The sequence below is a fragment of the Streptomyces sp. 147326 genome (assembly GCF_045000215.1).
Taxonomy (GTDB): Bacteria; Actinomycetota; Actinomycetes; order Streptomycetales; family Streptomycetaceae; genus Streptomyces.
The window spans coordinates 7,233,523-7,255,938 of sequence record NZ_CP134201.1 but is presented as its reverse complement, the minus strand read 5'-3'; the positions used below and the strand labels follow the sequence as shown (position 1 = coordinate 7,255,938).

Here is a 22,416-nt window from a genome sequence, read left to right as displayed (position 1 = left end):
CCCAGACGTCAGCATCAGCACCCTGAGCGGAGCCCTTCCCCGCGGGCTGACGCTGAGCGGCCTGAGACAAGACCGAGCCGTCTCTCACTGTCAGCGCAGTAGCCGGATTACTGCGGTTGCTCGACGTGCGGCCTGGCAGGCGAGGGCGCACCGGGCCGCACGTCGGGTCGGGGTGACGGGTTCCGGCAGGTCACCGTGGTCCGGCTGAAGAGGTTTGCCGACGGTTATCGGGTTCGGAAGCGCCGGTAGAGGTTGCGGGCCACGTACACGCCCGGGCCGCCGAAGCCGACGATGTCGACGCGTTTGTCGCCGGTGATGTCGGTGAGGAAGCGGGGGTGGCGGTCGACCCGCCAGCCGCCTGCGTTCTCGTTGTAGCCGAAGCCGCGGCACACCAGCTGGGCCTGCTCGAACCGGCCGTCGCCGCGGTTGTGCGATACCCAGACCCCTTCGTTGCCGAAGCCGATGATGTCCGGGTTGCCGTCGCCGGTGACGTCGGCGAGGAAGCGAAGGTGCTTCTTACTCGTCCACCCCTGGGCGTGCCCGAAATCGTTCAGGACGAGCTTGGCGCGCTCGAACGTGCCGTCGCCGCGTCCGCGTGCGACGACGACGCCCTGCGGGCCGAACCCGACGATGTCCACCGCCCCGCCATCGGTGGTGCTGAGCAGGAACCGGGGGTGTTCCTCGACCGAGCTCCACCCCTGGTCGACGCCGAAGTCGTCGAGGACGTACAGGGGGTCGGCGAACGTGCCGTCCTCGTTCTGGAGGGAGATCCAGACGCCGTCGTCGTGGAAGCCGACGATGTCGAGCCGGCCGTTGCTGGTGGTGGCGGCGAGGAAGCGGGGATGCTTGTCGGCAAGCCAGCCGCCCGCCTTCTCGTCGTGGCCGAACGCCCGGAGGACCGGTTCGTCGGGGAGCGGTTCGAACGTGCCGTCCTCGTTCTGGAGGGAGATCCAGACGCCGTCGTCGTGGAAGCCGACGATGTCGAGCCGGCCGTTGCTGGTGGTGGCGGCGAGGAAGCGGGGATGCTTGTCGGCAAGCCACCCGCCGGCCTGCTGGCCGTGCCCGAACGCCTTGAGGACCGGCTCGCCGCCCGCGGGCGGGAACGTCCCGTCCTCGTTCTGGGGGGATACCTGGACACCGTCGGTGGCGAGCACGACGACGTCGGGCTTGCCGTCGCCCGTCAGGTCGACGAGGGTCCACAGGTCCGCGGGATGCGAGGAGGGCGCGGACTGGTGCAGGACGCATTCGTCGTCGTCGAACGTCCCGTCGCCCCTGCCGGACGACGTCACAGCCCCCTTCGCGGGCTTGAGCCCGACGATGTCCTTTCGCCCTGCTTTCGTGGTGTCGGCGAGGAACCGGTCACCGAGCCCGGCCCACCAGCCCGGTTGCCCGCTGGGAGAGTGGTTGGCCTTGTAACTCTTCCACCCGCCGGCGTCCTGGTCGCTGCCGAACTTCTCGAGGACCAGCAGCATGTCGCTGAAGCAGGGCGTCGCGCCGGGTGCCGGCCGCAGCGCGTTAGGGCGGCCCAGGCGCCAGGACCGGCGGCCGTTCCAGTGATCCAGGGAGGCCCAGGGCAGCACGGGGTCGCTGACGCGCTCGGGCTCGGCCGCGACGAACCGCCACCGCTGGCTCTCCGCGCTGTCGTCGTGCTCGCGCAGGACGACCCGGGTGCCCTCCACGTCGTCCACGTCGGGATCGGCGGCGTCGGCGAGGTCGAGAACGGCGCCGTCGGTCGCGGCCTCGATGAAGTACACGCCCGCTTCACCCTCAACGGGGACGAGGTGCCACTGCTGGGCCTTCCTGCCGGCGGTGGCGTTCCACTGCCTGACGCCGCTATCCGCGGCGGCGGGGTTGTCGAGCGCCTTGTCGCTGGCCGCGTTGCGGATCACATACGCCTGTTCTCCCTGTGCTTGTCCGCCCTGCGCGGCCTGTGCGGGGGTGAGGTGCCACTGCTCCGGGCTCGGCCCGCCTTCGGGGAAGTCGCGGACGACGAGCGCCCCGTCCGCGCCCGGCGCGGCCTTGGCGCCGAGGGTCTTCCCCGTGGCGGCGTTGACGATCTCCAGTTTCAATTCTTGCGTGGGCACGGGCATCGTGGTGCCTCTTCCAGGCGGTTGGGGCGTGGGCTCGGGACGGGTGCGCGGCTGCTGCGGATCACGTGAAGACGTGGTGGTACGGCGCGCTCCACTCGTTGGGCAGCCGCGGGTAGAACGTGTTGATGACCGTGCCGGTGAAGTCCCCGCCCCAGTTGTAGGTGAGACGCACCTCGCTGTCGGCCCCCACCGCGTGGTCCTTGAACCCGAGGATGGCATCGGGGTGGGTGATCGGCACGAAGGTGATCCCGCCCCACGGCGTCACCGTGACGACCCAGAGCTGGGTGTCCTCGGGCGCGCCGTTCTTCCCGCGCCACAGGGCGTCCACCTTGTCGGGCAGGCCGACCTGAACGGTGTCGGCCGTGCTCTCGGGAGCCTTTTGGTGGACGGTGATGCGCCTGCGCTGTGGCTTGGGCGCCCCGTCGTCGCCGCGCCCGGCGTCGGCTTGGCCCGCACTGGCGAGCTTGGGCGTGACCTGGCCCGCCGCGCTCTCGATGAAGTACAGCGGTCGCTGCCCGAAGAAGCCGGCGGGAGTGATGTGCCAGAGGTGGCCCTTGGCCTCCTTGGTGGCGGAGTCGAGCGCGGTGGACAGCTTGACGCCGTTCTTGTGGTCGTCCTCCTTCAGCTCTGCGGGTCGCAGGTAGCCGCCGTTGAAGGCGTGGACGAGCATGACCGGCCGGTTCTCGACCAGCGCGGCCACGATCGCGTTGTCGTAGCTGTTTACCGCCACCGGGCCGCCGACCACCAGATTCGACATCGCCGTGCGTTCCTGGGTGTACATCGCGGAAACCTCACCTGTTCTGAATTATTGAAAACGCATCGGACGCTCAATACAGTGGCCTGTCGCGCGGCATTTCCGCACACTCGAAAACGACTGGATTGACTGACACGAATAACCCACCCGCGCAAGAGCCGCAGCTATGGAATCCGTAGGCGGGTTGATTCGGGAATCCATCAGTCGAGTGATCGACAAGCCTCAAGGTACCCATGAAATAGGAGAGTTGAGAAAGCTGTCGAGCATTTATCACTCGATTGAGCGCATAGTACGGAGATGTCTTCCCGGGCGGCGGAGCGCATGTTAGCTTCGCCTTTCTGGGCAGGCAGATTTTCGTTTGCATTTCATCTAGTGGAATTCGGCCGGATTAGTCGAGGGCGGGGAATGTCTTCCAACGCGTACATCCTGGGGCGGGCCAAGCGTCAGCCGCTGACGAAGAAGAACCTGCGGGAGCTCAACATCGCGGAGATCTGGGAGTCCATCCTGGACCACCCCAATCTGGTCTACGTCGACGGCTACGGCGTGCGGCACAAGCCCGTCGGGTTCTCCGTGAACAAGTCGAGCTTCGGCACCTTTCCCGGGACCGCGTTCGAGCGGGGCTGGCTCGCGTACATGAACCTCGGGGAGCCGCTGATCGAGGAGCGGTGCGACATCAGCCAGCCCCCGCCCGACACGTTCTCCTGCCGCACCTACGTCAACCGCAGCCAGGCGTCCGCGATGACGTTCACCGACTCGGTCGATTTCACCGTGTCGAACGGGGTCACCTGGTCGCTTTCCGGGGAGGCCAAACTCACCTTCGGCGGCAGCGTCACCGCGCAGCTCCAGCTGCAGCTGCAGAACCAGCTCAAGATGGACCTGCAGACGCAGCTCCAGACGCAGCTCCAGAACGAGATGGCGAACAAGAACGCCAACACGATGACGAACAAGAACAGCAAGGACAGTGTGGGGGTGGACAATGCCAACGCCACCGAGACGGGTGTGAGGAACGCGGCGACGAACTCCGCTACGAACGCGGTGACGAACTCGGTGGCGTTCACGACCACGGGCAGCGCCACCGGCACCGCGGCGCTCAACGCCTCGTTGCTGCTGGGCATCTCGGGCTCGGTCGGCGGCTCCCTGAACACCAGCTGGGCCTCGAAATCGCAGATCTCCGGCCAGGTCCCGCCCGGCTCCCGCGTGGAGACCCTCGCCACGCAGCGGCGTTGCCGCAAGCAGTACTGCTACGAGATCCCGGTGACCTTCTCCGGGCTGATCGCGGTGATGTACGCCGTGCCGGTGGCGGTCCTGTCTCCCCCGCAGCCCGGCAGCTATCCCGGGCTCGACAAGCTGGTCGCCCGCGACATCGGTGACATCGACCTGGCCGGCGGCGGCTTCCGTATGAAGGGGCTGGCCGAGGTCGTCTCTTCCCTGGACGTCCACCACACGATGTTCGACGGCGAGGACCTGATCGACGACCCGCGAGCCTTGTACAAGCAGCCCTGACCGGGCACACGACGACGACAAAGGGTGACGACCATGGTGTTCGGCAACATCTTCAAATCCGCGGGCGACAGCGCGAAGCTCTTCTCGGTGAACACCAACGAAGACAAGCCCCGACCGGCGAGTGTCGACGACTTCGAGGACGTCGAAGCCGACGCGTACGACGACAAAAGCACGAGCCTGGACAGCAGCACCATTCATGGGGCTTCCTTTCAGGCGAAGGTGGTACGCGAGCAGTCACCCGAAGCACGGGCCATGCTGGGCTTCCTCGGCTCCTTCATCCAGACCACCCAGCGATCGGCCGGTAAGCAGGCCGAGTACGCCCAAGATCCCGGCTCGGTGTCCACGGCGGCGTCGGACGGCATGCGGAAGGCGCGTGAGACGGTGGAGAAGCACGAGGGCCTTCAGAAGAACCCGGACCTGGCGAGCAAGCCGAACAAGAGCGAGTACACCAAAGCCCCCAAGGCTCCCGAAGCACCCAAGGCCGAGGAGCCCGGCAAGGCCCCCCCGGCGAGCGCCGAGAAACCCCCTCGTTCCGAGGAGCCCCCCCGTTCCAAGTCCGAGTAGGGCCCGGCTATACGTGGGTCAGGGGCGACGCGGCCCCTGACCCACGCGTGTGTCACACGGGGAGCAACTGCCACTGCCGGTTGCGTTGGTCGCCCTGCGACCCGTGCTGCCTGATCACGGTGCGGGCGTTGGTGTCGACGTGCAGGAGCAGACCGCTGTTCCGGTTCGCGATCTCGAACACCCGCGGAGTGTCAGTCGCTGAGCCGACCGGGATCAGCCGCCACTGCTGGTGGCGTGCGTCAGCACCCTCTTGGGCACGCTGCGCCACTACCGACCCGTCCGCCATCCCCGCTCCGACGACCTCCAGGACCTTGCCGCTGCGCACGTTCTCGATCCTGTACAGGATGTCGCCGTCGTCGTGCCCCGCCGCGATGAGCCGCCACTGCTGGTGATTCCGGGGGGCGGCGAGGGTCTGGTGGACCTCGGCTCCGTCCTTGGTGGACTCACGCACGACCCCCATCCGCAACCTGCTGCGGACGTTGGCCCAGGAAGCCACCGTGCCCGAATCGGGCAGCCCGGCCATCCTCGCCGACACGACCCTCCGAACTCGGTGGTTGCTCAGGTCGGCGATGTAGAGGGTGTCGACACAGTCAACGGCGAGCCCGCACGGGGAGTTCAACGGGGCCGAGGTTGCCGGGACGCCGTCAGCACCGTAAGTCGCTGCGCCCGTGCCCGCGACCGTGCTGATCTTCTTGTCGGCCGTCACCTTCCGAACCCGGTGGTTGTTGCAGTCGGCGATGTAGAGGGTGTCAGTGCTGTCCACCACCACCGCCATGGGGGTGTACAACGGGGCCGAGATTGCCGGGACACCGTCAGTGCCGAAGGTCGCGGCGCTCGTGCCGGCGACCGTGCTGATCTTCCCATCGGACCACGTGATCTTCCGGACCCGGTTGTTGCCGGAATCGGCGATGTAGAGGTCGCCCGCACTGTCCACCGCCACTCCGTGCGGGTACTGCAAGGGGGCCGAGGTTGCCGGGACGCCGTCACCGCCGTAAGTCGCGGCGCTCGTGCCCGCGACTGTTTTGATCTTCCCGTCGGCCATGGTGACCTTCCGGACCCGGTTGTTGCTGTAGTCAGCGATGTAGAGGTCGCCCGCACTGTCCACCGCCACTCCCGACGGGTAGCTCAGCCGCGCGGAGGTGGCGAGGTCACCGTCACCACCGAATGTCGCGGTGCCCGTGCCGGCGACCGTGCTGATCTTCCCGTCGGCCATGGTGACCTTCCGGACCCGGTTGTTGCTGGAATCGGCGATGTAGAGGTCGCCCGCGCTGTCCACCGCCACCCCACGCGGGTATTGCAGCTGGGCCGAAACGGCGAGGCCGCCGTCTCCCCCGGGTCCCGCGACCCCGGTCCCCGCGACCGTACTGATCTTCCCGTCAGTCGTGATCTTCCGGACCCGATGGTTGCCGTAGTCGGCGATGTAAACGGTGCCGGAACTGTCCACCGCGAGCCCGATCGGATTGCTCAACTGAGCCGAAACAGCGCGCTCATTCTCCCCTTGGGGCGGCCCCGCGACCCCGGTCCCCGCGACCGTGCTGATCGGAGGGTCGAAGTGCTCGTCACCCGTGGCTGCCGTGGGGGCAGTGCTCATGGTCTTCCCTTCACCGTTCACCATTACCGACCGCCCACTACGGACGGCTGGAGGTTGACTGCAGGAAGTCCCAGGAGTGCCGGGGCGACGAAATCACTTGCGTGATGTTTCCTGTGGGGCACGTTGGCGAGATACCACACCGGATCGGTAGCAGCCCCCGCCAACACCCTGACGCGGAAACCGCTCGACCGCCGCGGCGGCTTGGCCCAGCCCGAAGCGCTCTGGGAGGCGGTGGCAGCCAACGGCTCGCCGCGACACGCCATCACCAAGCGTGAAAATTCGGGCAGCTCTCTTGCGCCCGTCCAAGCCGTGATCCCCCTTGCGAGAAGACTCCCTGCAAGGGGGATGCTGGCAGTCCAGCAGGTCAGGCAAACGGCGCAAGCATCATCTAAGTCGACGACGCAGTCCTGAAGGAGACGTTTAGTGATGGAGCGGCGCGCTCATTCCTTGCCTCTAGCGCCGTCCGCCGGTCCACCGAATGACCTGAAAGAACTCGCCCACACGGGTTATCCCATCTCCCACACGCAGTCTTCGCAGCGCGGTGGCTGGCGCCGACCGAACGTGCACCGGGCGTGATCGAAGCCGACGCCGGCGGGGACGCAGCCGCTCGGCCTCCTGGTGGCGCAGCGCTTCGACCAGTCCTTCACGGCCGCGGGCGCGCGAGGCTGCAACCAGTGCACTTGGGCGAGAGGTGCCCTCGTCGGCCCTAGGGGGCGGTGAGGGGCGCTATGCAGGGGCGTGTTGAGGGGTGTCGTCGGCGCACGACGGCGGCTGACGCTCCGTCATGAGGAGGCGCGGAGCCTATTGATCCGAAACGCTTTGGGTTCAGGCTCATTGACGGTGTGTGAGTGATCTGGTGGGGGATGCGCGGGCCTGGCGCCGGATGCGCAGGAGGCCGCGCGGTCGTTGGCGGTGTCCGCGCTGGTGGAGGGCCGGGACCGGGTAGAAGTTGCCGCCCTGTTCAAGGTGTCGGTGAAGGCCGTGGACAACTGGTGGGCGAAGTGGCAGGCCGGCGGCCGGGACACATTGCTGTCCCGCCCACGAGGCCGTCGCGTGGGTGAGCACCAGGTCCTGTCGGAGGCCGAGCAGGCGGCCGTCCGGCAGGCTGTCCTCGATCACATCCCCTCCGACCTGGGACTTTCGGGTCAGCTGTGGACACGGGGGCAGATAGGCGAGCTGATCTTCAAGCTGGCCGGCGTCCGCTTCACCGAGCCCGGGGTGGGCAAGTACCTCAAGCGTTGGGGGCTGTCCTTCCAGCGTCCGGACAAGCGGGCGGTCGAGCAGGACCCGGAAGCGGTCCGCCTCTGGCACGAGGAGACCTGGCCGGCGATCCGGGCCAAGGCGAAGGCGGAGAACGGCGAAGTCCTCTTCGCCGACCAGGTCGGGATCCGCTCGGACCAGGTCACCGGCCGAACCTGGGGCGCCAAGGGCACGACTCCCATCGTCCGCCGGACCGGGAACCGGTTCTCCGTGAACGCGATGTCCGCGATCAGCACCCGCGGCCGGATGCACTTCATGGTCTTCACCGAGTCGTTCGACGCGAAGGTCATGTGCCGCTTCCTTGCCCGGATCGTCGGGCACTTCGGCCGGAAGATCCACCTGATCGTCGACCGGCACTCGGCCCACCGCTCGAAACCTGTCCGGGCCTGGCTCGCCAGTCACGAGAACGAGATCGAGCTGCACTTCCTGCCCTCGTACTCACCCGAGCTGAACCCCGACGAGCTGGTCAACGCCGACCTCAAGCGCAGCCTCCCCCACGCCCACCGGGCCAGGAACCAGGCCGAACTCGCGGCCGAAACCCGCAGATTCTTCCACAGACGCCAGCGTCAACCACACATCGTCCGCGGCTACTTCGGCGGCCCACATGTCCGCTACGTCCTCGACGAGAACCCTTTGAGTTTCTGATCAATACCTTCTGGGGTTTCGCCGGCTACGTCTTCTTCCTGACGATGCCGTTCACGGTCATGCGGCCTGCCGAGCTCTACGCTCTGCGCCGCGAGTTCTGCCACCCGAACTGGCCGACTTCAGACCCCGACCTTGAACGGCGGAAAGAAGCCCTGGAGCGCTACGGGCCAACGGCACTGCCCGCGCTGCGCGTCCAGTGGCAGTTCCAACGCGAGTTCGGCAAGGGACCGGTGAAGCTCTTTCCGCCAAAGTACGAATCCCATCGAAATCTCTCCCTCCCCGGATTCATCGCGGAGCTGCACACGGCGCTCCTCGCCACCCATGATCACGAGTACCTGTTCCCGGCCATTGGCGGCGGGCTGCTGGCCAACGCAAACTTCAGCTACTCCCACTGGCAGCCGGTCTCGCGCGGTCGACCGGCCTCCGAGGAGTTCACGAGGATCCGCCTGAACCAGCCCCAGCTGGTCACCTCCCGCCGTCCCATCCCGGACGTCCCTGCGACCGCGTACGCCGGGAAGCGGCTGTACCTGCTTCGTCACGGCGGCAAGGAGTGCCTGGACGAAGATGGACACAGTCGCATCGCCGTGGAGACCCGCATGGGCCACGAGGTCGCCGGCGTGGAAGGTCTCTACTCGCACGTTCCCCTGACCATGGAGCAGGAGATTGCCGATTCGCTGCAAACCAGGTGGCTGCGCTTCGTGGCCAGCGAGGGAGAGCACTGGAAGGTGCCATCTCCCACTGCTCTCCCATTCGATCTTGAAGAGTGGTGGAAACAGCAGGTCAAAGCCGCTCAGGACCTTGACGCTTGAACTCCACCAAGAAGTTCATCTCGACCAAGAGCTCCATGCCCTTCGTGATCTACCGGATCCTCCTGGGCATCCTCCTGTTCGTGCTGATCGGCGCGGACGTGCTGAGCCCGCACGCGGGTGAGTCCGGCTCCTGGCAGGACCCGCTCCACCGCCTTCGCGTGAACCGGAAGCCGCTCGGGAACGTTCCCGGGCGGCTTCCGCGTCGTTGTGCCTGAAGAGACCTGAAGAGACCGGAAGGCAAGCAAGCAGGGGGTGTCCCATGGGTCGAGTGGTGCTGGAGCGTTTTCCGGCCGGAAGTCCGAGGGGGAGCTGGCCCGCCGAGGAGTACGCGGCGCAGCGCATGCGGGAGGGGGTGCAGGCCGAGGTGGTCATGGACCTGGACAGCGACGCGTTCCTCGTCGTGGTCCGCCAGCGGGAGGCCCGTTCCGGTCACTGAGCGCCCGCGGCAAGATCCGGTCCGCGCACGCCCCTTGGCCTCGCGCCCGCGCAGCCCCACACTGACCCGATGACTCAGCGTGTGGATCTCGCGACGGTGATGGACCGGCTGGCGATCGACGAAGTGGTCACGGGCTACGCGGTGGCCGTCGACGACGGCGACTGGGCCGCCTACCGCGCCCTCTTCACCGCCTCCGGGCGGGTCGACTACAGCTCGGCGGGCGGGATCGAGGGTTCGGCGGGGGAGGTCGCGGACTGGCTCGCGGAGACCATGAAGCTCTTCCCCGTGCGTCAGCACCTGATCGTCAACCGGCTGGTCCGGCTCGAGGACCTGGGCGGTTCGCCCGGCGACAGCGCCGAGGTCCGGGCTGACTTCCTCAACCCGATGCGACTGGCGGGGCCGGAGTCCGATCCTGCGGTCACCGCTCCCAACTTCGTCGCCGCCGGACGCTACGCCTTCGCGCTGGCTCGCACCCGTGACGGCTGGCGGCTCACCCGCGTCACCGTGCACGAGACGTGGCGGCACATGTCCGCCTGAGCCTGTCCGGCCCTGCACTGCCAGACTGAAAGCGGAGGCGCGCCATGGTCGCGATGCGGAACGAGTGGATGCGTCGGTGGCGCGCGCCCGCCGCGGTCGCCGCCGGGGCGCTGCCCGCCCTCGCCTTCCCCGCGCCCGCGCTCTGGTGGTTCGCCTACGTCGCCCTCGCGCCCTGGATGCTGCTGTTGAGGTCGGCCCCCACCGGGCGGCGGGCGGCCCTCGAGGGCTGGCTCGGGGGCGCGGGGTTCATCGTGGCAGTCCACCACTGGCTGCTCCCCAGCCTGCACGTCTTCCTGATTCCGGTGGCCGCGCTGCTGGGGCTGCTCTGGATCCCCTGGGCGCTCCTGGTGCGGGAACTGCTCGGCGGCGTCCCGTCCGCCGGCCGGGCACTGTCCGCGCTGGTCCTCGTACCGGCGGGATGGCTGCTCTCGGAGCTGGTCCGGTCCTGGCAGGGGCTGGGCGGGCCGTGGGGGCTGCTGGGGGCGAGTCAGTGGCAGGTGCCGCCCGCGCTGCGGCTGGCCTCCGTGGGCGGGGTGTGGCTGGTCAGCCTGCTGGTGGTGGCGGTGAACTGCGCCCTGGTGCTGCTGCTGGCGGTGCCGGGGGCGCGGATCCCGGCGGTGGCGGGAATGACGGGGTGCGCGGTGCTGACGGCGGTGGTGTGGGTGTGGACGGCGGCCCCCACGGAGTCCGGCCGGCTGCGCGTGGCCGTCGTACAGCCGGGCCCGGTGCCGGACGGCCCGGACAGTGCGGAGCGGCGGTTCGCGGCCGGTGAGCGGCTGACCCGGCCGCTGGCCGGGCAGCGGGTCGACCTCGTGGTGTGGGGCGAGAGCAGCGTCGGCGAGGACCTGACGGCCCGCCCGGACCTGGCCCGGCGGCTGGCGTCGTTGTCGGCGGAGGTCGGGGCCCCGCTGCTGGTGAACGTGGACGCGCGGCGGGCGGACCGGCCGGGGATCTACAAGAGCGCGGTGCTCGTGGGCCCCGGGGGCCCCACCGGCGACCGTTACGACAAGATGCGGCTCGTCCCCTTCGGGGAGTACGTACCGGCCCGGGCGCTGCTCGGCTGGGCCACCTCGGTCGGAAAGGCGGCGGGCGAGGACCGGGTGCCCGGCACGGCCCCGGTGGTCATGGACCTGCCCGCACGGCCGGCCGGGGCCGGCGCTCCCACCGGTGTCCGCCTCGGTCCCCTGGTCTGCTTCGAGTCGGCCTTCCCCGACATGAGCCGGCGCCTGACCCTCGACGGGGCCTCGCTGCTCATCGCCCAGTCGGCGACCTCCACCTTCCAGGAGAGCTGGGCCCCGGCCCAGCACGCCTCGCTGGCGGCCCTGCGCGCCGCCGAGAACGGCCGCCCGATGGTGCACGCCACCCTCACGGGCATCAGCGTCGTGCACGGCCCCTCCGGCGAGCGGATCGGCGCGGCGCTGCCGACCTCCGCGAGCACGGCGGCGGTGTACGAGGTCCCGCTCGCCCGGGGCACGACCCTCTACGGCCGCTTCGGGGACTGGCCGGTGGGGGCCGCCCTCGCCGCGCTCGCGGTGTACTGCGCGGTGGCGGGCGTCGGTTCGCTCAGGAGGCCTGCTCCAGAGCCGACTCCACCACCTGCTCGCACAACTGGTGGGTGAGCAGCGCGTCCCGCGCGCTGAGGATCTTGCCGGCCTCGACGGCCTCCAGGAAGTGGTCCACGACCTGCTCGATCCCCCGCTGGCGGGCGACGGACACCCAGTCCCCGCGGCGCCGCACGGTCGGCTGGCCCTTGTGGTCGATGACCTCGGCGAGGTTGACGACCTGCCGCTTGGTGTCCCGGCCGGAGACCTCCAGGATCTCCTCGGTGGAGCCGGAGAGCCGGTTCATGATGCCGAGCGCGGTGAAGCCGTCGCCGGACAGCTGGAGCACCACCTGGTGCATCAGCCCTTCGCGCACCACGGCCCGCACGTCGACACGGTCGGTCTCCCCCGGCAGCAGGAAGCGCAGGGTGTCGACGACGTGGATGAAGTCGTCCAGGACCAATGTGCGCGGGTCCTCGGGCAGCCCGACCCGGTTCTTCTGCATGAGGATCAGCTCGCGCGGGTGGTCGGCGCACTGCGTGTAGCCGGGCGCGTGACGGCGGTTGAAGCCGACGGCGAGCGAGACCCCCTGCTCTTCGGCCAGTTCCACCAGCCGCACCGAGTCCGCGAGCTCGTAGGCGAGCGGCTTGTCCACGTACGTCGGCACGCCGGCCCGGAGCAGCCGCGTGACGATCTCGGGGTGGGCCGCGGTCGAGGCGTGCACGAAGGCCGCGTCGAGCCCCTCGGCGAGCAGCGCGTCGAGGTCGGTGTGCCGGCGCGCTGCGGGGACGTGGTGGATCTCGCCGACCCGCTCCAGCGTGGCGGGAGTACGGGTCTGCAGGTGCAGCTCGAGGCCCGGGCGAGTGGTGAGGACGGGCAGGTACGCCTTCTGCGCGATGTCGCCGAGTCCGATACAGCCGACCTTCACCGGGAGACCTCCAGGTTGATCCTTGTGGGACTTCAGCAGCTTAATCCCTGGTGGCAGGGGCCCGGTTCACCGAGGATGTCCCTCATGACCACCAGTTCCGGATCACATCGCACCGAGCCCGCGACCACCGCCGACGAGCGGGACATGCTGGACGGCTGGCTCGACTACCACCGCGCGACCCTCGCCTGGAAGTGCGAGGGGCTCCAGGACGAGCAGCTGCGCCGCACCCCGCTCAAGCCCTCCGAGTTGAGCCTCCTGGGCCTCGTACGGCACATGGCGGAGGTGGAGCGGTACTGGTTCCGGGAGATCATGCTCGGCGAGGACCTTCCCGAGCTGTACTGCACCGACGATGATCCGGACGGCGACTTCCACTTCACCGACGACGCCACCTGGGCCGAGAACGAGCAGGTGTGGCAGACCGAGGTCGAACTGGCGCGCCAGGCCGCCTCGGGCCGTTCGCTGGACCTGCTGTCGCAGGCCGAGAGCCACCACCGCGGCGAGGTCTTCAGCCTGCGCTGGGTCTACACCCACATGATCGAGGAGTACGCGCGCCACAACGGCCACGCGGACCTGCTGCGCGAGCAGATAGACGGCGCCACGGGCGACTAGCACCTCGCTTGCGGACCGGGCCGGACCGGGCCGTCCGATCCGGGCCGGGCCGTCCGATCCGGGCCGGGCCGGCTCCGCCGGACACCCCGCTCGCCGTCACCCGTGCGGGGTGAATATCCGCTCCGGGTTTTCGCAACGGGGTCCTCGCACACCAGAGTTGCGCGGGTGCATCCAACCCGAACCACGACAACCCTGCTGCTCGGAGTGGCCTGTGCCGTCTCGGCCGTCTCCGGCTGTGTGAACGTGAGCCCCGGTCCCGTGCGGCCGGCGGCGGTCCCCGCCACCGGCGAGCCGCCCCGCCACGAGCCGCGCGGCGGGCCCGGATCCGCCCACGTGGTCGTCCAGGCGCCCGCACTGGAGGCGCTGAAGGCGGTCCCGGAGCAGCCCGCGCACCCGGTGGCCTCCGCGCCCGCCCGGCCGTCCGCCCAGCCCTCCGGTCAGGGCGCCTCCGGCGGGCCCGCACCGGACGTGCCGCCGGTCCCGGACATCCCGGAGCCGCCGAAGCCCGCCGAGCCCGCGTCGGGGCGTCCAGGCGGCCGCCCCGAGCATTCCCGGCGCGATGCCGAGGTGGGGCGGGAGCTGGTGCGGAAGCTGCCGGTGCGGCCGGCCGACGTGTGCGCGCTGGGCCGCCGGCACGGCCGCTGGCACCCGGACAGCCCGGAGGCCCGCATCTGCGCGGGCGTCCGCGAGGGCTGACCGCCGGGCCTGTCATTCGGGCGATCGGGCCGGGACGCGGCGCCCCTACGGGGACTGCTCGGGGAACGGCCGGGGGCCGGCCCCCGGTTCCGTGGCCAGGCGCCGCTCCAGCCGTGCGATGGCCTCCCGCACGCCGTTTCCGTACCCGTCGTCCGGGAGGTCCCCGGTGGCCGCCCTGGCCCGCGCCAGGTGGACCCGGGCGGCCTCCGGTCGCTGCAGCTTCACGTAGTCGGCGGCCAGGCTGAGGTGCAGGGACGGGTAGAACACGCGCATCGCGAGATGCGGCTCCCGCGGCGCCGTCCCGCCGTTGCGCGCCCCGGTGACGGGCCGGTCGCCCAGGGCTTCGGCGGCGGTCAGGGCCCGCAGGTCCCAGGCCAGCTCGTCGGCGGGATCGTCCTGGGCGTCGGCCATGTAGTGGGCGAGGGTGCAGCGGTGGAGGTCGTCCCCCTCCTCGCCGATCTCCGACCAGATCGCGCCGAGCCGGTTGCGGGCCTCCTCGCGGTCCCCGGCGTGCAGCAGGATGACCGCCTGGCCGATCCTGGTCATGACGGCGTCCTCCGACGCCTCCTGCTGCTCCGTCACCGCGGCCTCCGGCTTGATCCGCCAGACCTGCTCCGGGTCTGATCATCACGAAGCTAGCCGGAGGTGGCGGCAATGGCGCCGAGGCGCGGTGGGGCGTCAGCCGAGGTCCGGGATCCGCCAGTCGATCGGCTCATGGCCCTGGGCGGCGATGGCCTCGTTGATCTGGGTGAAGGGCCGGGATCCGAAGAACTTCTTCGCCGACAGCGGGGAGGGGTGGGCCCCCTTGACCACGACGTGCCGCTCCTCGTCGATCAGCGGGATCTTCTTCTGGGCGTAGGCGCCCCACAGGACGAAGACGGCCGGGTCGGGCCGCTCGGACACCGCGCGGATCACGGCGTCGGTGAACTTCTCCCAGCCCTTGCCCTTGTGCGAATTGGGCTCGGCCTCCCGCACGGTGAGGACCGCGTTGAGCAGCAGGACTCCTTGCTGGGCCCACGGCATCAGGTACCCGTTGTCCGGGACCGGCAGGCCGAGCTCCTCCTTCATCTCCTTGTAGATGTTGCGCAGCGACGGCGGGGTCTTGACCCCGGGCTGCACGGAGAAGCACAGGCCGTGACCCTGGCCGGCGCCGTGGTACGGGTCCTGGCCCAGGACGAGCACCTTCACCTGGTCGAAGGGAGTGGCCTCCAGGGCCGCGAACACCTGCTCGCGGGGCGGGTAGACCGGCCCGTTCGCCCGTTCCTTCTCGACGAACTCGGTGAGTTCCTTGAAGTAGGGCTGGTCCAGCTCCCCGCCGAGGACGGGGAGCCAGGACTCGGGCAGCATCTGGGTCACGGCGAAAACCTCCGGTACAAGTTCGTGCAACTGCTCCAGAACCTACCGGGGGCCACTGACAACGCGTCGGCCGCCCGGGGCGCAAGCCCCGGGCGGGGCCGCTACCAGCTGGTCTTGCGGTACAGCTCCCACATCTGCATGGCGGTCTGCGGGTCCAGCGCCCGCTCGGCGCCCGCGATGTCCTCTTGCGCGGCGACGTACAGCTTGCCCTGCCACAGGGGCAGCAGCCGGACGTCCTCGGCGAAGATCTGCTGTGCCTTCTCGAACTGCTGGACCCCGGCGGAGCGGTCGCCGTCGCGGCGGGACTTGGGCAGCAGGTCGTTCTGGATCTCCGTGGACTCGTACGGGGTACCGACCGCGTTCTCCCTGCCGACGAACGGCGCGATGAAGTTGTCGGGGTCCGGGAAGTCGGGGAACCAGCCTCGGCCGAAGATGGGGTACTCCTGGCCCTTGTAGCCCTCCTGGAAGGCCTTCCAGGGCTGGCTGCGCAGGGTGATCCGGAAGAGCTGGCTCTCGTCCAGCTGCCGCTTGAGCTCGGTGAACTCCTCGGCGGTGGAGGAGCCGTACCGGTCGGTGGTGTACCAGAAGGTCAGGTCGACCGGCGTGGGGACCCCTGCGTCCTTGAGGAGCTTCTTGGCCTTGGCGACGTCCGCGGCGCCGTACTTGTCGTAGAACGGCGTCTTGTGGCCGACCACGCCCTTGGGAACCATCGAGTACAGAGGCTCCGCGGTGCCCTGGTAGACCTTGGAGACGAGGGTCCCGCGGTCGACGGTCTGGGCGATGGCCTGGCGGACCGCCAGCTTGTTGACGGCGGGGTCCTTGGGGTTGAAGACCAGGTAGCGGATCTCGGCGCCGACGTTCTCGACGACCTGGACGCCCTGTGCGTGCGCCGCGGGGGTCTGCAGGTCCGTGATCTCCGTGGCCGACAGGCCTCGGTAGGTGGCGTCGATATCCTTGGCCTTCAGGGCCGAGACCATCTTCTGGGAGTCCTGGAAGTAGCGGATGGTCACCGCCTTGTTACGGCGGTTGGCGAAGCCCGCGTAGCTCGCGTTGTTGCTGAGGACGGCCTCGTTGCCCTCCTTGTACGAGTCGAGCACGTACGGGCCGGAGCCGGTGATCTTGCCGTCCTGGCGCACCTTGTCGGCGGGGTAGTCCTTGGGCGCGACCAGCGAGGCGGCGGGCGATCCGAGGACGTACGGGAAGGTGGCGTCCGAGGTGTTCAGGTGGAAGACGACCGTCAGGGCGTCCGGGGTCTCGATCTTGTCGAGGCTGCCGAAGAGGTCCTTCGGGCCGACCTTGGAGCCGATCGTCTTGATGCGCTCGAGGGAGTGCTTGACGGCCTTGGCGTCGAGCGGCTCGCCGTTGGAGAACTTCAGGCCCTTGCGCAGGGTGCACCGGTAGGCCTGGCTCGCGCCGTCCGTGAACTCGCAGCTCTGGGCGGCGTCGGGCTGGGGCTTGGTGGAGCCCGTGGGGAACGCCAGCAGCGTCTGGTAGACGTTCCGGTACAGCTCCCAGGAGCCGTCCCACGCCGCGGCGGGATCGAGGGTGCTCGGTGCGCTCGTGGTGCCGACGACGATCCTCTTCGCCTCGTCGTCGTTGTCCTCCGACAGCAGGCCGCATCCGGCGAGCAGGGATATGGACGCAAGGGCCGCAGTGATCTGCAGGCATCTGGTCCGGTTGAACACGTGCACGCTCCTCGATCAGCCAGGGGTGCGGCAGACCCTACCGCAGTGCCCCACGAATCCAATGGGGTGGTTTCGTGGGGCACTTGACCGGTTCCGTGCACATTCGATACGCATTTACCTCCCTTTCGGAGGCGAATACGTCCGATTATCGGTCAGTGCACTCCAGCATTGAGGAACATCCCACCGTCGACGACCAGAGTTTGGCCCGTGATCCATTCCGCTTGTGCAGATGTAAGAAACGCGGCGGCCCCTCCGATGTCCGCCGGGTGCCCCAGCCGGCCGAGCGGATAGGCGGCCGCGGCCTCCTGTTCCCGGCCCTCGTAGAGCGCCTGCGCGAACTGGGTCTTGACCACCGCCGGGGCGATCGCGTTGACCCGGACACCCGGTGCCATCTCGTGGGCGAGCTGGAGGGTGAGGTTGATCATGGCGGCCTTGCTCATCCCGTACGCCCCGATGAAGGGCGAGGCGGAGACGCCGGCGATGGAGGCGATGTTCACGATCGCTCCGCCGTTGTCCTTCTGCCAGGCGTGCCAGGTCCGCTGGGCGAAGCCGAGCGCCGAGATCACATTGGTCTCGAAGACCTTGCGGGCGACCCCGAGGTCCAGGTCCGCGATCGGCCCGAAGACCGGATTGGTGCCGGCGTTGTTCACCAGGAAGTCGACGCGGCCGAAGGCCTCCATCGTGCGCTCGACGGCGACGGCCTGGTGGGCCTCGTCGTGCGCCTTGCCGGCGACCCCGATCACCCGGTCCGCGCCGAGCCGCTCGACGGCCTCCTTGAGTGCCTCCTCGTTGCGCCCGGTGATGCAGACCCGGTCGCCGCGGGCGACCAGCGCCTCGGCGATGCCGTAGCCGATGCCCCGGCTCGCTCCGGTGATCAGTGCGACCTTGCCGCTGTCGATACCGTCGTACGTCATGACGTGCGCCCTGCCTCTCGTGATCTCTTGGCTCGTCAGTTGAGCGGGCCGCCGGCGACGTACATGACCTGGCCGGAGACGAAGCCGGCCGCCTCGCCGGTGAAGAAGGCGATGGCGTTGGCGATGTCGTCCGGGCGGCCGACGCGCTGGACGGGGATCTGGGTGGCGGCCGCCGCCTGGAAGTCCTCGAAGCCCATGCCGACGCGGGCGGCCGTCTGGGCGGTCATCTCGGTGACGATGAAACCGGGGGCGACGGCGTTGGCGGTGACGCCGAACTTGCCGAGCTCGATGGCCAGGGTCTTGGTGAAGCCCTGCAGGCCGGCCTTGGCGGCGGAGTAGTTGACCTGGCCGCGGTTGCCGAGCGCCGAGCTGCTGGAGAGGTTCACGATACGGCCGAACTTGGCCTCCACCATGTACTTCTGACAGGCCTTGGACATCAGGAAGGCACCGCGCAGGTGCACGTTCATGACCGTGTCCCAGTCGGTCTCGCTCATCTTGAAGAGCAGGTTGTCGCGCAGCACACCGGCGTTGTTGACCAGGATGGTCGGGGCGCCGAGCTCGCTCGCGACGCGCGCGACGGCGGCCTCCACCTGCGCGCCGTCGGAGACGTCGCAGCCGACCGCCAGGGCCTTGCCGCCGGCCGCCGTGATCGCCTCCACGGTGTCCTTGCAGGCCGCCTCGTCGAGGTCGAGTACGGCGACGGCCCGGCCCTCGGCGGCCAGGCGTACGGCGGTGGCCGCGCCGATGCCCCGGGCCGCCCCGGTCACGATCGCGACGCGCTGCTCGGTGGTGGACATGCTGGATCTCCTCGCCCTTGAGAGACGGCCGCCCAGAGGTGAGCAACCGCTTAGTAGCTTCAGCTGAGGAGACGCTAGGAGCCCCGGCACCCGGTGTCAACGGCGGCACATCCAGCCCCGTCGGCGTTTTTTGAGGCGCGGGCACGGGGCGGAACCCCGATCTTTCAGCCCCGCCGGCGTTTTTTGAGGCGCGGGGAACGGGTCGGAGCCCCGATCTTTCAGCCCCGCCGGCGTTTGAGGCGCGGGGGCTCGGGGGCAGAGCCCCCGCAACAGAGACGCACCGGCCCACCGGCGGGACCCGCGGTCAGCGGACCAGCAGGTCGAGCAGCCGCTCCACCTCCGCCGCGGGATCGGCCGTCAGGCCGGTGTGCACCGGCCCCGGCTGCACCACCGTGCTCCGCGGAGCGATCAGCCACCGGAACCGCCGCCCGGCGTCGTCGCCCGCCGCCTGCCCGGCGGACTCCCCGCCCGCGCACACGCCCTCGACCCCGTGCAACGCGGCCCGCACGCCGGCCACGTCCGCTCCCGGATCCAGCGCGAGGAGCTTCGCCTCGTCGAGGTGGGTGCGCGCGGCGACGTACGCGTGCGCCCGGCAGTAGACGATCACGCCGGCGTTGAAGCACTCACCCCGTTCCATCCGGGGCACCACACGCACCAGCGCGTACTCGAACACGTCCCGCTTGGTCACTCGTCGTCGCTCTTCTTCTTGGGGGGCAGGGGGGCGAGGCGTTCGGCCAGCCAGCCCGGCGGACCGGACCGCTGCTTGACCTCGGCCTCCATGGTGATCCTCTCGTGGATCGTTGCCGCGCGCGGCAGCAGCGCCTCCACGTAGGCGCGGCGCAGCGCGTCGGTGGAGCCGAAGCCCGGCTCGTCGACCAGCCACTCGTCGGGGACGTCGGCCGCGACCTCCGTCAGCAGTTCCTCGGTGACCAGCGGCGCGAGGGCCGCGGCCGCGGCCTCGATGTCCGGTCCGACGGGGGCCAGTACGTGGTCGGAGGCGTTGTAGGGCTTGGCGGCCGCGGCCTTGGCGGTGGGCCAGTTGTGGTGCCAGATCATGGTGGCGCCGTGGTCGATGAGCCAGAGGTCCCCGTGCCAGACCAGCATGTTCGGGTTTCGCCAGGACCGGTCGACGTTGTTGATGAGGGCGTCGAACCAGACCACGCGTCCCGCTTCGGCCGGGTCCACCTGGTAGGCGAGCGGGTCGAAGCCGATCGAGCCGGGCAGGTAGTCCATGCCGAGGTTGAGCCCGCCGCTGGCCTTGAGCAGCTCCTGGACCTCCTGGTCGGGCTCGCCGAGCCCGATGACGGGGTCGAGCTGCATCTGGACCAGGGTCGGGACGCGCAGTCCCAGCCGTTGGGCCAGGCGGCCGCAGATGACCTCGGCGACCAGGGTCTTGCGGCCCTGGCCGGCTCCGGTGAATTTCATGACGTAGGTACCGAGGTCGTCGGCCTCGACGATTCCCGGGAGCGAGCCGCCCTCACGCAGAGGCGTGACGTAACGGGTCGCGATCACTTCGGACAGCATCCGCCCAGGTTACGGGGATCAGTGCGCGGGGGCCCACTGCTTGAGCAGGTCTTCGGCCGTGGTGATGGACGCCACGAGCGCGAGGGAGTTGCGGATCACCTCGGCGGTGCAGGACGCGGGCACCCCGGAGATGGCGTCGGCGGGGACCACGACCTGGTAGCCGAGGTTCACGGCGTCGAAGACGGTGTTGGGGATGGCGATGTTGGAGGAGACCCCGGTGACGACGAGGGTGCGGATGCCGAGGTTGCGCAGCAGGGGGTCGAGATCGGTGCCGGCCATCGGGGAGAGGCCGTGCAGCCGGCGGACCACAAGGTCCTGCCCGGCGACGACGATGGGGGCGGCGACCTCCACGGCCCGGCTTCCCGTCAGCTGGCGCACGGGCAGCTTTCCCGCGGCCCGGAACAGCCGGGCGTTGGTGTTCGCACCGAGCCCGTCGGGCCGCCGCTCGGCGACGGCGTGCAGCACTTGTACGCCGGCCCCGCGCGCGGCGTCGACCAGCGCGGCCACCCGCCCCAGCATCCCGGAGTCCCGGGCCTCCTTGGCGAGCTCGGGCAGCGCGCTCTCCTCGCCGACGACACCGTTCTGGCACTCGACGGTGAGCAGCGCGGTGGTGGCGGGATCGAGATCCGGCATGGCTCCCCCTGGCGTGGCGACGGAAGAGCCCTCATGATTCCTGACACACAGTCAGATGTGAAGGGGTGCAGGACGGATGGACGAGTCACGAACCGGAACCTCGCAGCGGCGGGGCCGGCGCATCATGATGAGCGACGCGGAAGTGGACTCCTTCCTGCGCGAGCAGAAGACCTGCCGGGTCGCGACGGTCTCCCCCGACGGGCGTCCGCACGTGGGGGCCCTGTGGTTCGCCTGGGACGGCGGCTCGCTGTGGCTGTACTCGATCACGCGCAGCCGCCGCTGGTCCGACCTGCGCAAGGATCCGCGGATCTCGGTGGTCGTGGACTCGGGCGAGTCGTACGACGAACTGCGCGGGGTGGAGCTGTCCGGCAGCGCCGTCTTCGTGGGCGAGGCCCCGCGCACCGGCGAGCCGTGCCCCGAACTGGCGGAGGCCGAGCGGATCTTCCCGGTCAAGAACTTCGGCATCGAGGAGATGCCGCACGACGGGCGGCACGCCTGGATCCGGCTGACCCCCGACTCGATCGTCTCCTGGGACTTCCGCAAGCTGTAGAGCTGGAGAGCTGGAACTGCGGGCAGGGCGGACGGACGGACTACTGCAGTCCGGCGGCCGCCTGCCGCAGGGCGTCGACCGCGGCCCGGATCGAGGGCCGCCGGTCGGCGTCCGCGCGCCAGACGGCGTACACGTGGCGGCGTACGGCGTCGCAGACCGGCAGCAGCCGCACCCCCGGCGGCACCGGGCCGCGGCCCAGCCTCGGCGCCACGCACACGCCGAGTCCGGCCTCCACGAAGGCCAGCTGGGTGTGGTGCTCCTCGGCGATGTGGGCGATGCGCGGCTCGACGCCCGTACCGCGCAGGGTGAAGACCAGCCACTCGTGGCAGAACTGCCCCTCGTTCCAGGAGATCCAGTCGTCGTCGGCGAAGTCGGCGAGCGAGATCCTGCTCCGGTCGGCCAGCGGATGGCCGGCCGGGACCGCGATGTCGACGGAGTCGTCCAGCAGGTGGGTCCGGCTGAGCTCGGCGGGCACCGGCATCCGCTTGTTGTGCCAGTCGATGGCCAGCGCCAGGTCGAGGTCCCCGCGCACGACGGCGGCCATGCTGTCCTCGGGCTCCTGCTCGCGCACCCGGGCCCGCACGTCCGGGTGCCCGGCGCGCAGCGCGGACAGGGCCTGCGGCAGCAGCCCGCGCATGGCGGTCGGGAAGGCGCCGATCCGCAGCTCGCCGACGGCGCACCCGCGCTGAGCCTCGACGTCGGCCTGGGCGAGCTCCACCTGGGAGATGATCCGGGCCGCGTGATCGGCGAGCAGCCGCCCGGCGTCGGTGAGCCGGACCCCGCGCCCGTTCCTGGCCAGCAGCGGCTGGCCGACCTCGCGCTCCAGCTTGGCCATCTGCTGGGACACGGCGGAGGTGGTGACGTGGAGCCCGTCGGCCGCGCCGCTGACCGAGCCGTGGCGGGCGAGGGCATCGAGGGTGCGCAGGCGCTCCAGGTTCAACATGTAAGCAATGCTACGCCGTGGACTGGAGAGACTCTCGCTTGTCCTACGAAG

23 protein-coding genes and 1 pseudogene are annotated in these 22,416 nt (G+C 69.8%); 11 read left to right on the top strand and 13 right to left on the bottom strand.

Going from position 1 to position 22,416, the window contains the following annotated elements:
* Positions 1-224: 224 nt before the first annotated feature.
* Positions 225-2,090 (bottom strand): FG-GAP-like repeat-containing protein, encoded by a 1,866-nt coding sequence (locus tag RIU97_RS33350; protein WP_404961233.1) that lies wholly within the window; start codon positions 2,088-2,090, stop codon positions 225-227.
* Between the two features lie 61 nt (positions 2,091-2,151).
* Positions 2,152-2,871, bottom strand: coding sequence for a hypothetical protein (locus RIU97_RS33345; RefSeq protein ID WP_404961232.1), 720 nt, complete (start codon positions 2,869-2,871; stop codon positions 2,152-2,154).
* A 378-nt stretch (positions 2,872-3,249) separates the two neighbouring features.
* On the opposite strand from RIU97_RS33345, the gene RIU97_RS33340 reads away from it, so the two are divergent.
* Entirely contained in the window at positions 3,250-4,347 is a 1,098-nt protein-coding gene (locus RIU97_RS33340; protein ID WP_404961231.1) for a hypothetical protein, read from the top strand.
* A gap of 33 nt (positions 4,348-4,380) precedes the next feature.
* Positions 4,381-4,911, top strand: a complete 531-nt coding sequence (locus tag RIU97_RS33335) for a hypothetical protein (RefSeq protein ID WP_404961230.1) — start codon at positions 4,381-4,383, stop codon at positions 4,909-4,911.
* 52 nt (positions 4,912-4,963) lie between these two features.
* Here the strand turns inward: RIU97_RS33335 and RIU97_RS33330 are convergent, their stop codons facing one another.
* Positions 4,964-6,502, bottom strand: a complete 1,539-nt coding sequence (locus RIU97_RS33330) for an RICIN domain-containing protein (protein ID WP_404961229.1) — start codon at positions 6,500-6,502, stop codon at positions 4,964-4,966.
* 912 nt (positions 6,503-7,414) lie between these two features.
* Here RIU97_RS33330 and RIU97_RS33325 point away from each other — a divergent pair.
* From RIU97_RS33325 to lnt, 6 genes and pseudogenes are all read left to right on the top strand, one after another.
* Complete coding sequence (locus RIU97_RS33325) at positions 7,415-8,407, top strand: IS630 family transposase (RefSeq protein ID WP_404963031.1); 993 nt, start codon at positions 7,415-7,417, stop codon at positions 8,405-8,407.
* 44 nt (positions 8,408-8,451) lie between these two features.
* Positions 8,452-9,216 carry a hypothetical protein gene (locus RIU97_RS33320; RefSeq protein WP_404961228.1) on the top strand — a complete coding sequence of 255 codons (765 nt, stop codon included), beginning with the start codon at positions 8,452-8,454 and terminating at the stop codon, positions 9,214-9,216.
* A gap of 11 nt (positions 9,217-9,227) precedes the next feature.
* Positions 9,228-9,341 (top strand): annotated as a pseudogene (locus RIU97_RS33315) (undecaprenyl-diphosphatase); the annotation flags it as partial.
* A 134-nt stretch (positions 9,342-9,475) separates the two neighbouring features.
* Positions 9,476-9,652, top strand: coding sequence for a hypothetical protein (locus RIU97_RS33310; RefSeq protein WP_365480734.1), 177 nt, complete (start codon positions 9,476-9,478; stop codon positions 9,650-9,652).
* Between the two features lie 69 nt (positions 9,653-9,721).
* Entirely contained in the window at positions 9,722-10,189 is a 468-nt protein-coding gene (locus RIU97_RS33305) for a nuclear transport factor 2 family protein (protein WP_404961227.1), read from the top strand.
* A gap of 44 nt (positions 10,190-10,233) precedes the next feature.
* Positions 10,234-11,808 carry an apolipoprotein N-acyltransferase gene (gene lnt, locus RIU97_RS33300; protein ID WP_404961226.1) on the top strand — a complete coding sequence of 525 codons (1,575 nt, stop codon included), beginning with the start codon at positions 10,234-10,236 and terminating at the stop codon, positions 11,806-11,808.
* On the opposite strand, the gene RIU97_RS33295 is transcribed toward lnt, so the two are convergent.
* The gene (locus RIU97_RS33295) at positions 11,753-12,658 is read right to left on the bottom strand and encodes a Gfo/Idh/MocA family protein (protein ID WP_404961225.1); all 906 of its coding nucleotides are present in this window, start codon (positions 12,656-12,658) and stop codon (positions 11,753-11,755) included. The two genes, lnt and RIU97_RS33295, sit on opposite strands and share 56 nt — an antisense overlap.
* Before the next feature lie 84 nt (positions 12,659-12,742).
* On the opposite strand from RIU97_RS33295, the gene RIU97_RS33290 reads away from it, so the two are divergent.
* Both RIU97_RS33290 and RIU97_RS33285 read left to right on the top strand, forming a co-directional pair.
* A complete protein-coding gene (locus RIU97_RS33290; RefSeq protein WP_404961224.1) occupies positions 12,743-13,267 on the top strand; it encodes a DinB family protein in 525 nt (174 codons plus the stop codon).
* A 165-nt stretch (positions 13,268-13,432) separates the two neighbouring features.
* Positions 13,433-13,963: a hypothetical protein gene (locus RIU97_RS33285; RefSeq protein WP_404961223.1), complete on the top strand. Its 531-nt coding sequence runs from the start codon at positions 13,433-13,435 to the stop codon at positions 13,961-13,963.
* Between the two features lie 45 nt (positions 13,964-14,008).
* Here RIU97_RS33285 and RIU97_RS33280 read toward each other — a convergent pair whose 3' ends face one another.
* The 8 genes from RIU97_RS33280 to RIU97_RS33245 all read right to left on the bottom strand — a co-directional run bounded on the left by RIU97_RS33280 (position 14,009) and on the right by RIU97_RS33245 (position 20,872).
* On the bottom strand, positions 14,009-14,545 hold the full coding sequence (locus RIU97_RS33280; protein ID WP_404961222.1) for a hypothetical protein: 537 nt from the start codon (positions 14,543-14,545) through the stop codon (positions 14,009-14,011).
* Between the two features lie 96 nt (positions 14,546-14,641).
* Positions 14,642-15,310 carry a uracil-DNA glycosylase gene (locus RIU97_RS33275; protein WP_351303116.1) on the bottom strand — a complete coding sequence of 223 codons (669 nt, stop codon included), beginning with the start codon at positions 15,308-15,310 and terminating at the stop codon, positions 14,642-14,644.
* A gap of 110 nt (positions 15,311-15,420) precedes the next feature.
* The gene (locus RIU97_RS33270; RefSeq protein WP_404961221.1) at positions 15,421-17,004 is read right to left on the bottom strand and encodes an ABC transporter substrate-binding protein; all 1,584 of its coding nucleotides are present in this window, start codon (positions 17,002-17,004) and stop codon (positions 15,421-15,423) included.
* A gap of 152 nt (positions 17,005-17,156) precedes the next feature.
* Positions 17,157-17,918, bottom strand: coding sequence for an SDR family oxidoreductase (locus RIU97_RS33265; protein ID WP_404961220.1), 762 nt, complete (start codon positions 17,916-17,918; stop codon positions 17,157-17,159).
* 35 nt (positions 17,919-17,953) lie between these two features.
* Positions 17,954-18,715 (bottom strand): 3-oxoacyl-ACP reductase FabG, encoded by a 762-nt coding sequence (gene fabG / locus RIU97_RS33260; RefSeq protein WP_266610951.1) that lies wholly within the window; start codon positions 18,713-18,715, stop codon positions 17,954-17,956.
* Between the two features lie 304 nt (positions 18,716-19,019).
* Positions 19,020-19,403, bottom strand: coding sequence for a DUF3037 domain-containing protein (locus RIU97_RS33255; RefSeq protein ID WP_351590594.1), 384 nt, complete (start codon positions 19,401-19,403; stop codon positions 19,020-19,022).
* Positions 19,400-20,239 (bottom strand): HipA family kinase, encoded by an 840-nt coding sequence (locus tag RIU97_RS33250; protein ID WP_404961219.1) that lies wholly within the window; start codon positions 20,237-20,239, stop codon positions 19,400-19,402. The genes RIU97_RS33255 and RIU97_RS33250 overlap by 4 nt, the downstream gene beginning before the upstream one ends.
* A gap of 18 nt (positions 20,240-20,257) precedes the next feature.
* Positions 20,258-20,872 (bottom strand): cysteine hydrolase, encoded by a 615-nt coding sequence (locus tag RIU97_RS33245; protein WP_404961218.1) that lies wholly within the window; start codon positions 20,870-20,872, stop codon positions 20,258-20,260.
* Positions 20,873-20,948: 76 nt separating this feature from the next.
* On the opposite strand from RIU97_RS33245, the gene RIU97_RS33240 reads away from it, so the two are divergent.
* Positions 20,949-21,422, top strand: a complete 474-nt coding sequence (locus tag RIU97_RS33240; protein WP_361768383.1) for a pyridoxamine 5'-phosphate oxidase family protein — start codon at positions 20,949-20,951, stop codon at positions 21,420-21,422.
* A 40-nt stretch (positions 21,423-21,462) separates the two neighbouring features.
* On the opposite strand, the gene RIU97_RS33235 is transcribed toward RIU97_RS33240, so the two are convergent.
* Positions 21,463-22,365 (bottom strand): LysR family transcriptional regulator, encoded by a 903-nt coding sequence (locus tag RIU97_RS33235; protein WP_404961217.1) that lies wholly within the window; start codon positions 22,363-22,365, stop codon positions 21,463-21,465.
* Positions 22,366-22,416: the final 51 nt, after the last annotated feature.

Bases quoted from the DNA above. Each gene is read 5' to 3' on its own strand.
- RIU97_RS33350 (WP_404961233.1), bottom strand. From the start codon at position 2,090: ATGCCCGTGCCCACGCAAGAATTGAAACTGGAGATCGTCAACGCCGCC.
- RIU97_RS33345 (WP_404961232.1), bottom strand. From the start codon at position 2,871: ATGTACACCCAGGAACGCACGGCGATGTCGAATCTGGTGGTCGGCGGC.
- RIU97_RS33340 (WP_404961231.1), top strand. From the start codon at position 3,250: ATGTCTTCCAACGCGTACATCCTGGGGCGGGCCAAGCGTCAGCCGCTG.
- RIU97_RS33335 (WP_404961230.1), top strand. From the start codon at position 4,381: ATGGTGTTCGGCAACATCTTCAAATCCGCGGGCGACAGCGCGAAGCTC.
- RIU97_RS33330 (WP_404961229.1), bottom strand. From the start codon at position 6,502: ATGAGCACTGCCCCCACGGCAGCCACGGGTGACGAGCACTTCGACCCT.
- RIU97_RS33320 (WP_404961228.1), top strand. From the start codon at position 8,452: ATGCCGTTCACGGTCATGCGGCCTGCCGAGCTCTACGCTCTGCGCCGC.
- RIU97_RS33310 (WP_365480734.1), top strand. From the start codon at position 9,476: ATGGGTCGAGTGGTGCTGGAGCGTTTTCCGGCCGGAAGTCCGAGGGGG.
- RIU97_RS33305 (WP_404961227.1), top strand. From the start codon at position 9,722: ATGACTCAGCGTGTGGATCTCGCGACGGTGATGGACCGGCTGGCGATC.
- lnt (WP_404961226.1), top strand. From the start codon at position 10,234: ATGGTCGCGATGCGGAACGAGTGGATGCGTCGGTGGCGCGCGCCCGCC.
- RIU97_RS33290 (WP_404961224.1), top strand. From the start codon at position 12,743: ATGACCACCAGTTCCGGATCACATCGCACCGAGCCCGCGACCACCGCC.
- RIU97_RS33275 (WP_351303116.1), bottom strand. From the start codon at position 15,310: ATGCTGCCCGAGTCCTGGCTCCCCGTCCTCGGCGGGGAGCTGGACCAG.
- RIU97_RS33265 (WP_404961220.1), bottom strand. From the start codon at position 17,918: ATGACGTACGACGGTATCGACAGCGGCAAGGTCGCACTGATCACCGGA.
- fabG (WP_266610951.1), bottom strand. From the start codon at position 18,715: ATGTCCACCACCGAGCAGCGCGTCGCGATCGTGACCGGGGCGGCCCGG.
- RIU97_RS33250 (WP_404961219.1), bottom strand. From the start codon at position 20,239: ATGCTGTCCGAAGTGATCGCGACCCGTTACGTCACGCCTCTGCGTGAG.
- RIU97_RS33245 (WP_404961218.1), bottom strand. From the start codon at position 20,872: ATGCCGGATCTCGATCCCGCCACCACCGCGCTGCTCACCGTCGAGTGC.
- RIU97_RS33240 (WP_361768383.1), top strand. From the start codon at position 20,949: ATGGACGAGTCACGAACCGGAACCTCGCAGCGGCGGGGCCGGCGCATC.
- RIU97_RS33235 (WP_404961217.1), bottom strand. From the start codon at position 22,365: ATGTTGAACCTGGAGCGCCTGCGCACCCTCGATGCCCTCGCCCGCCAC.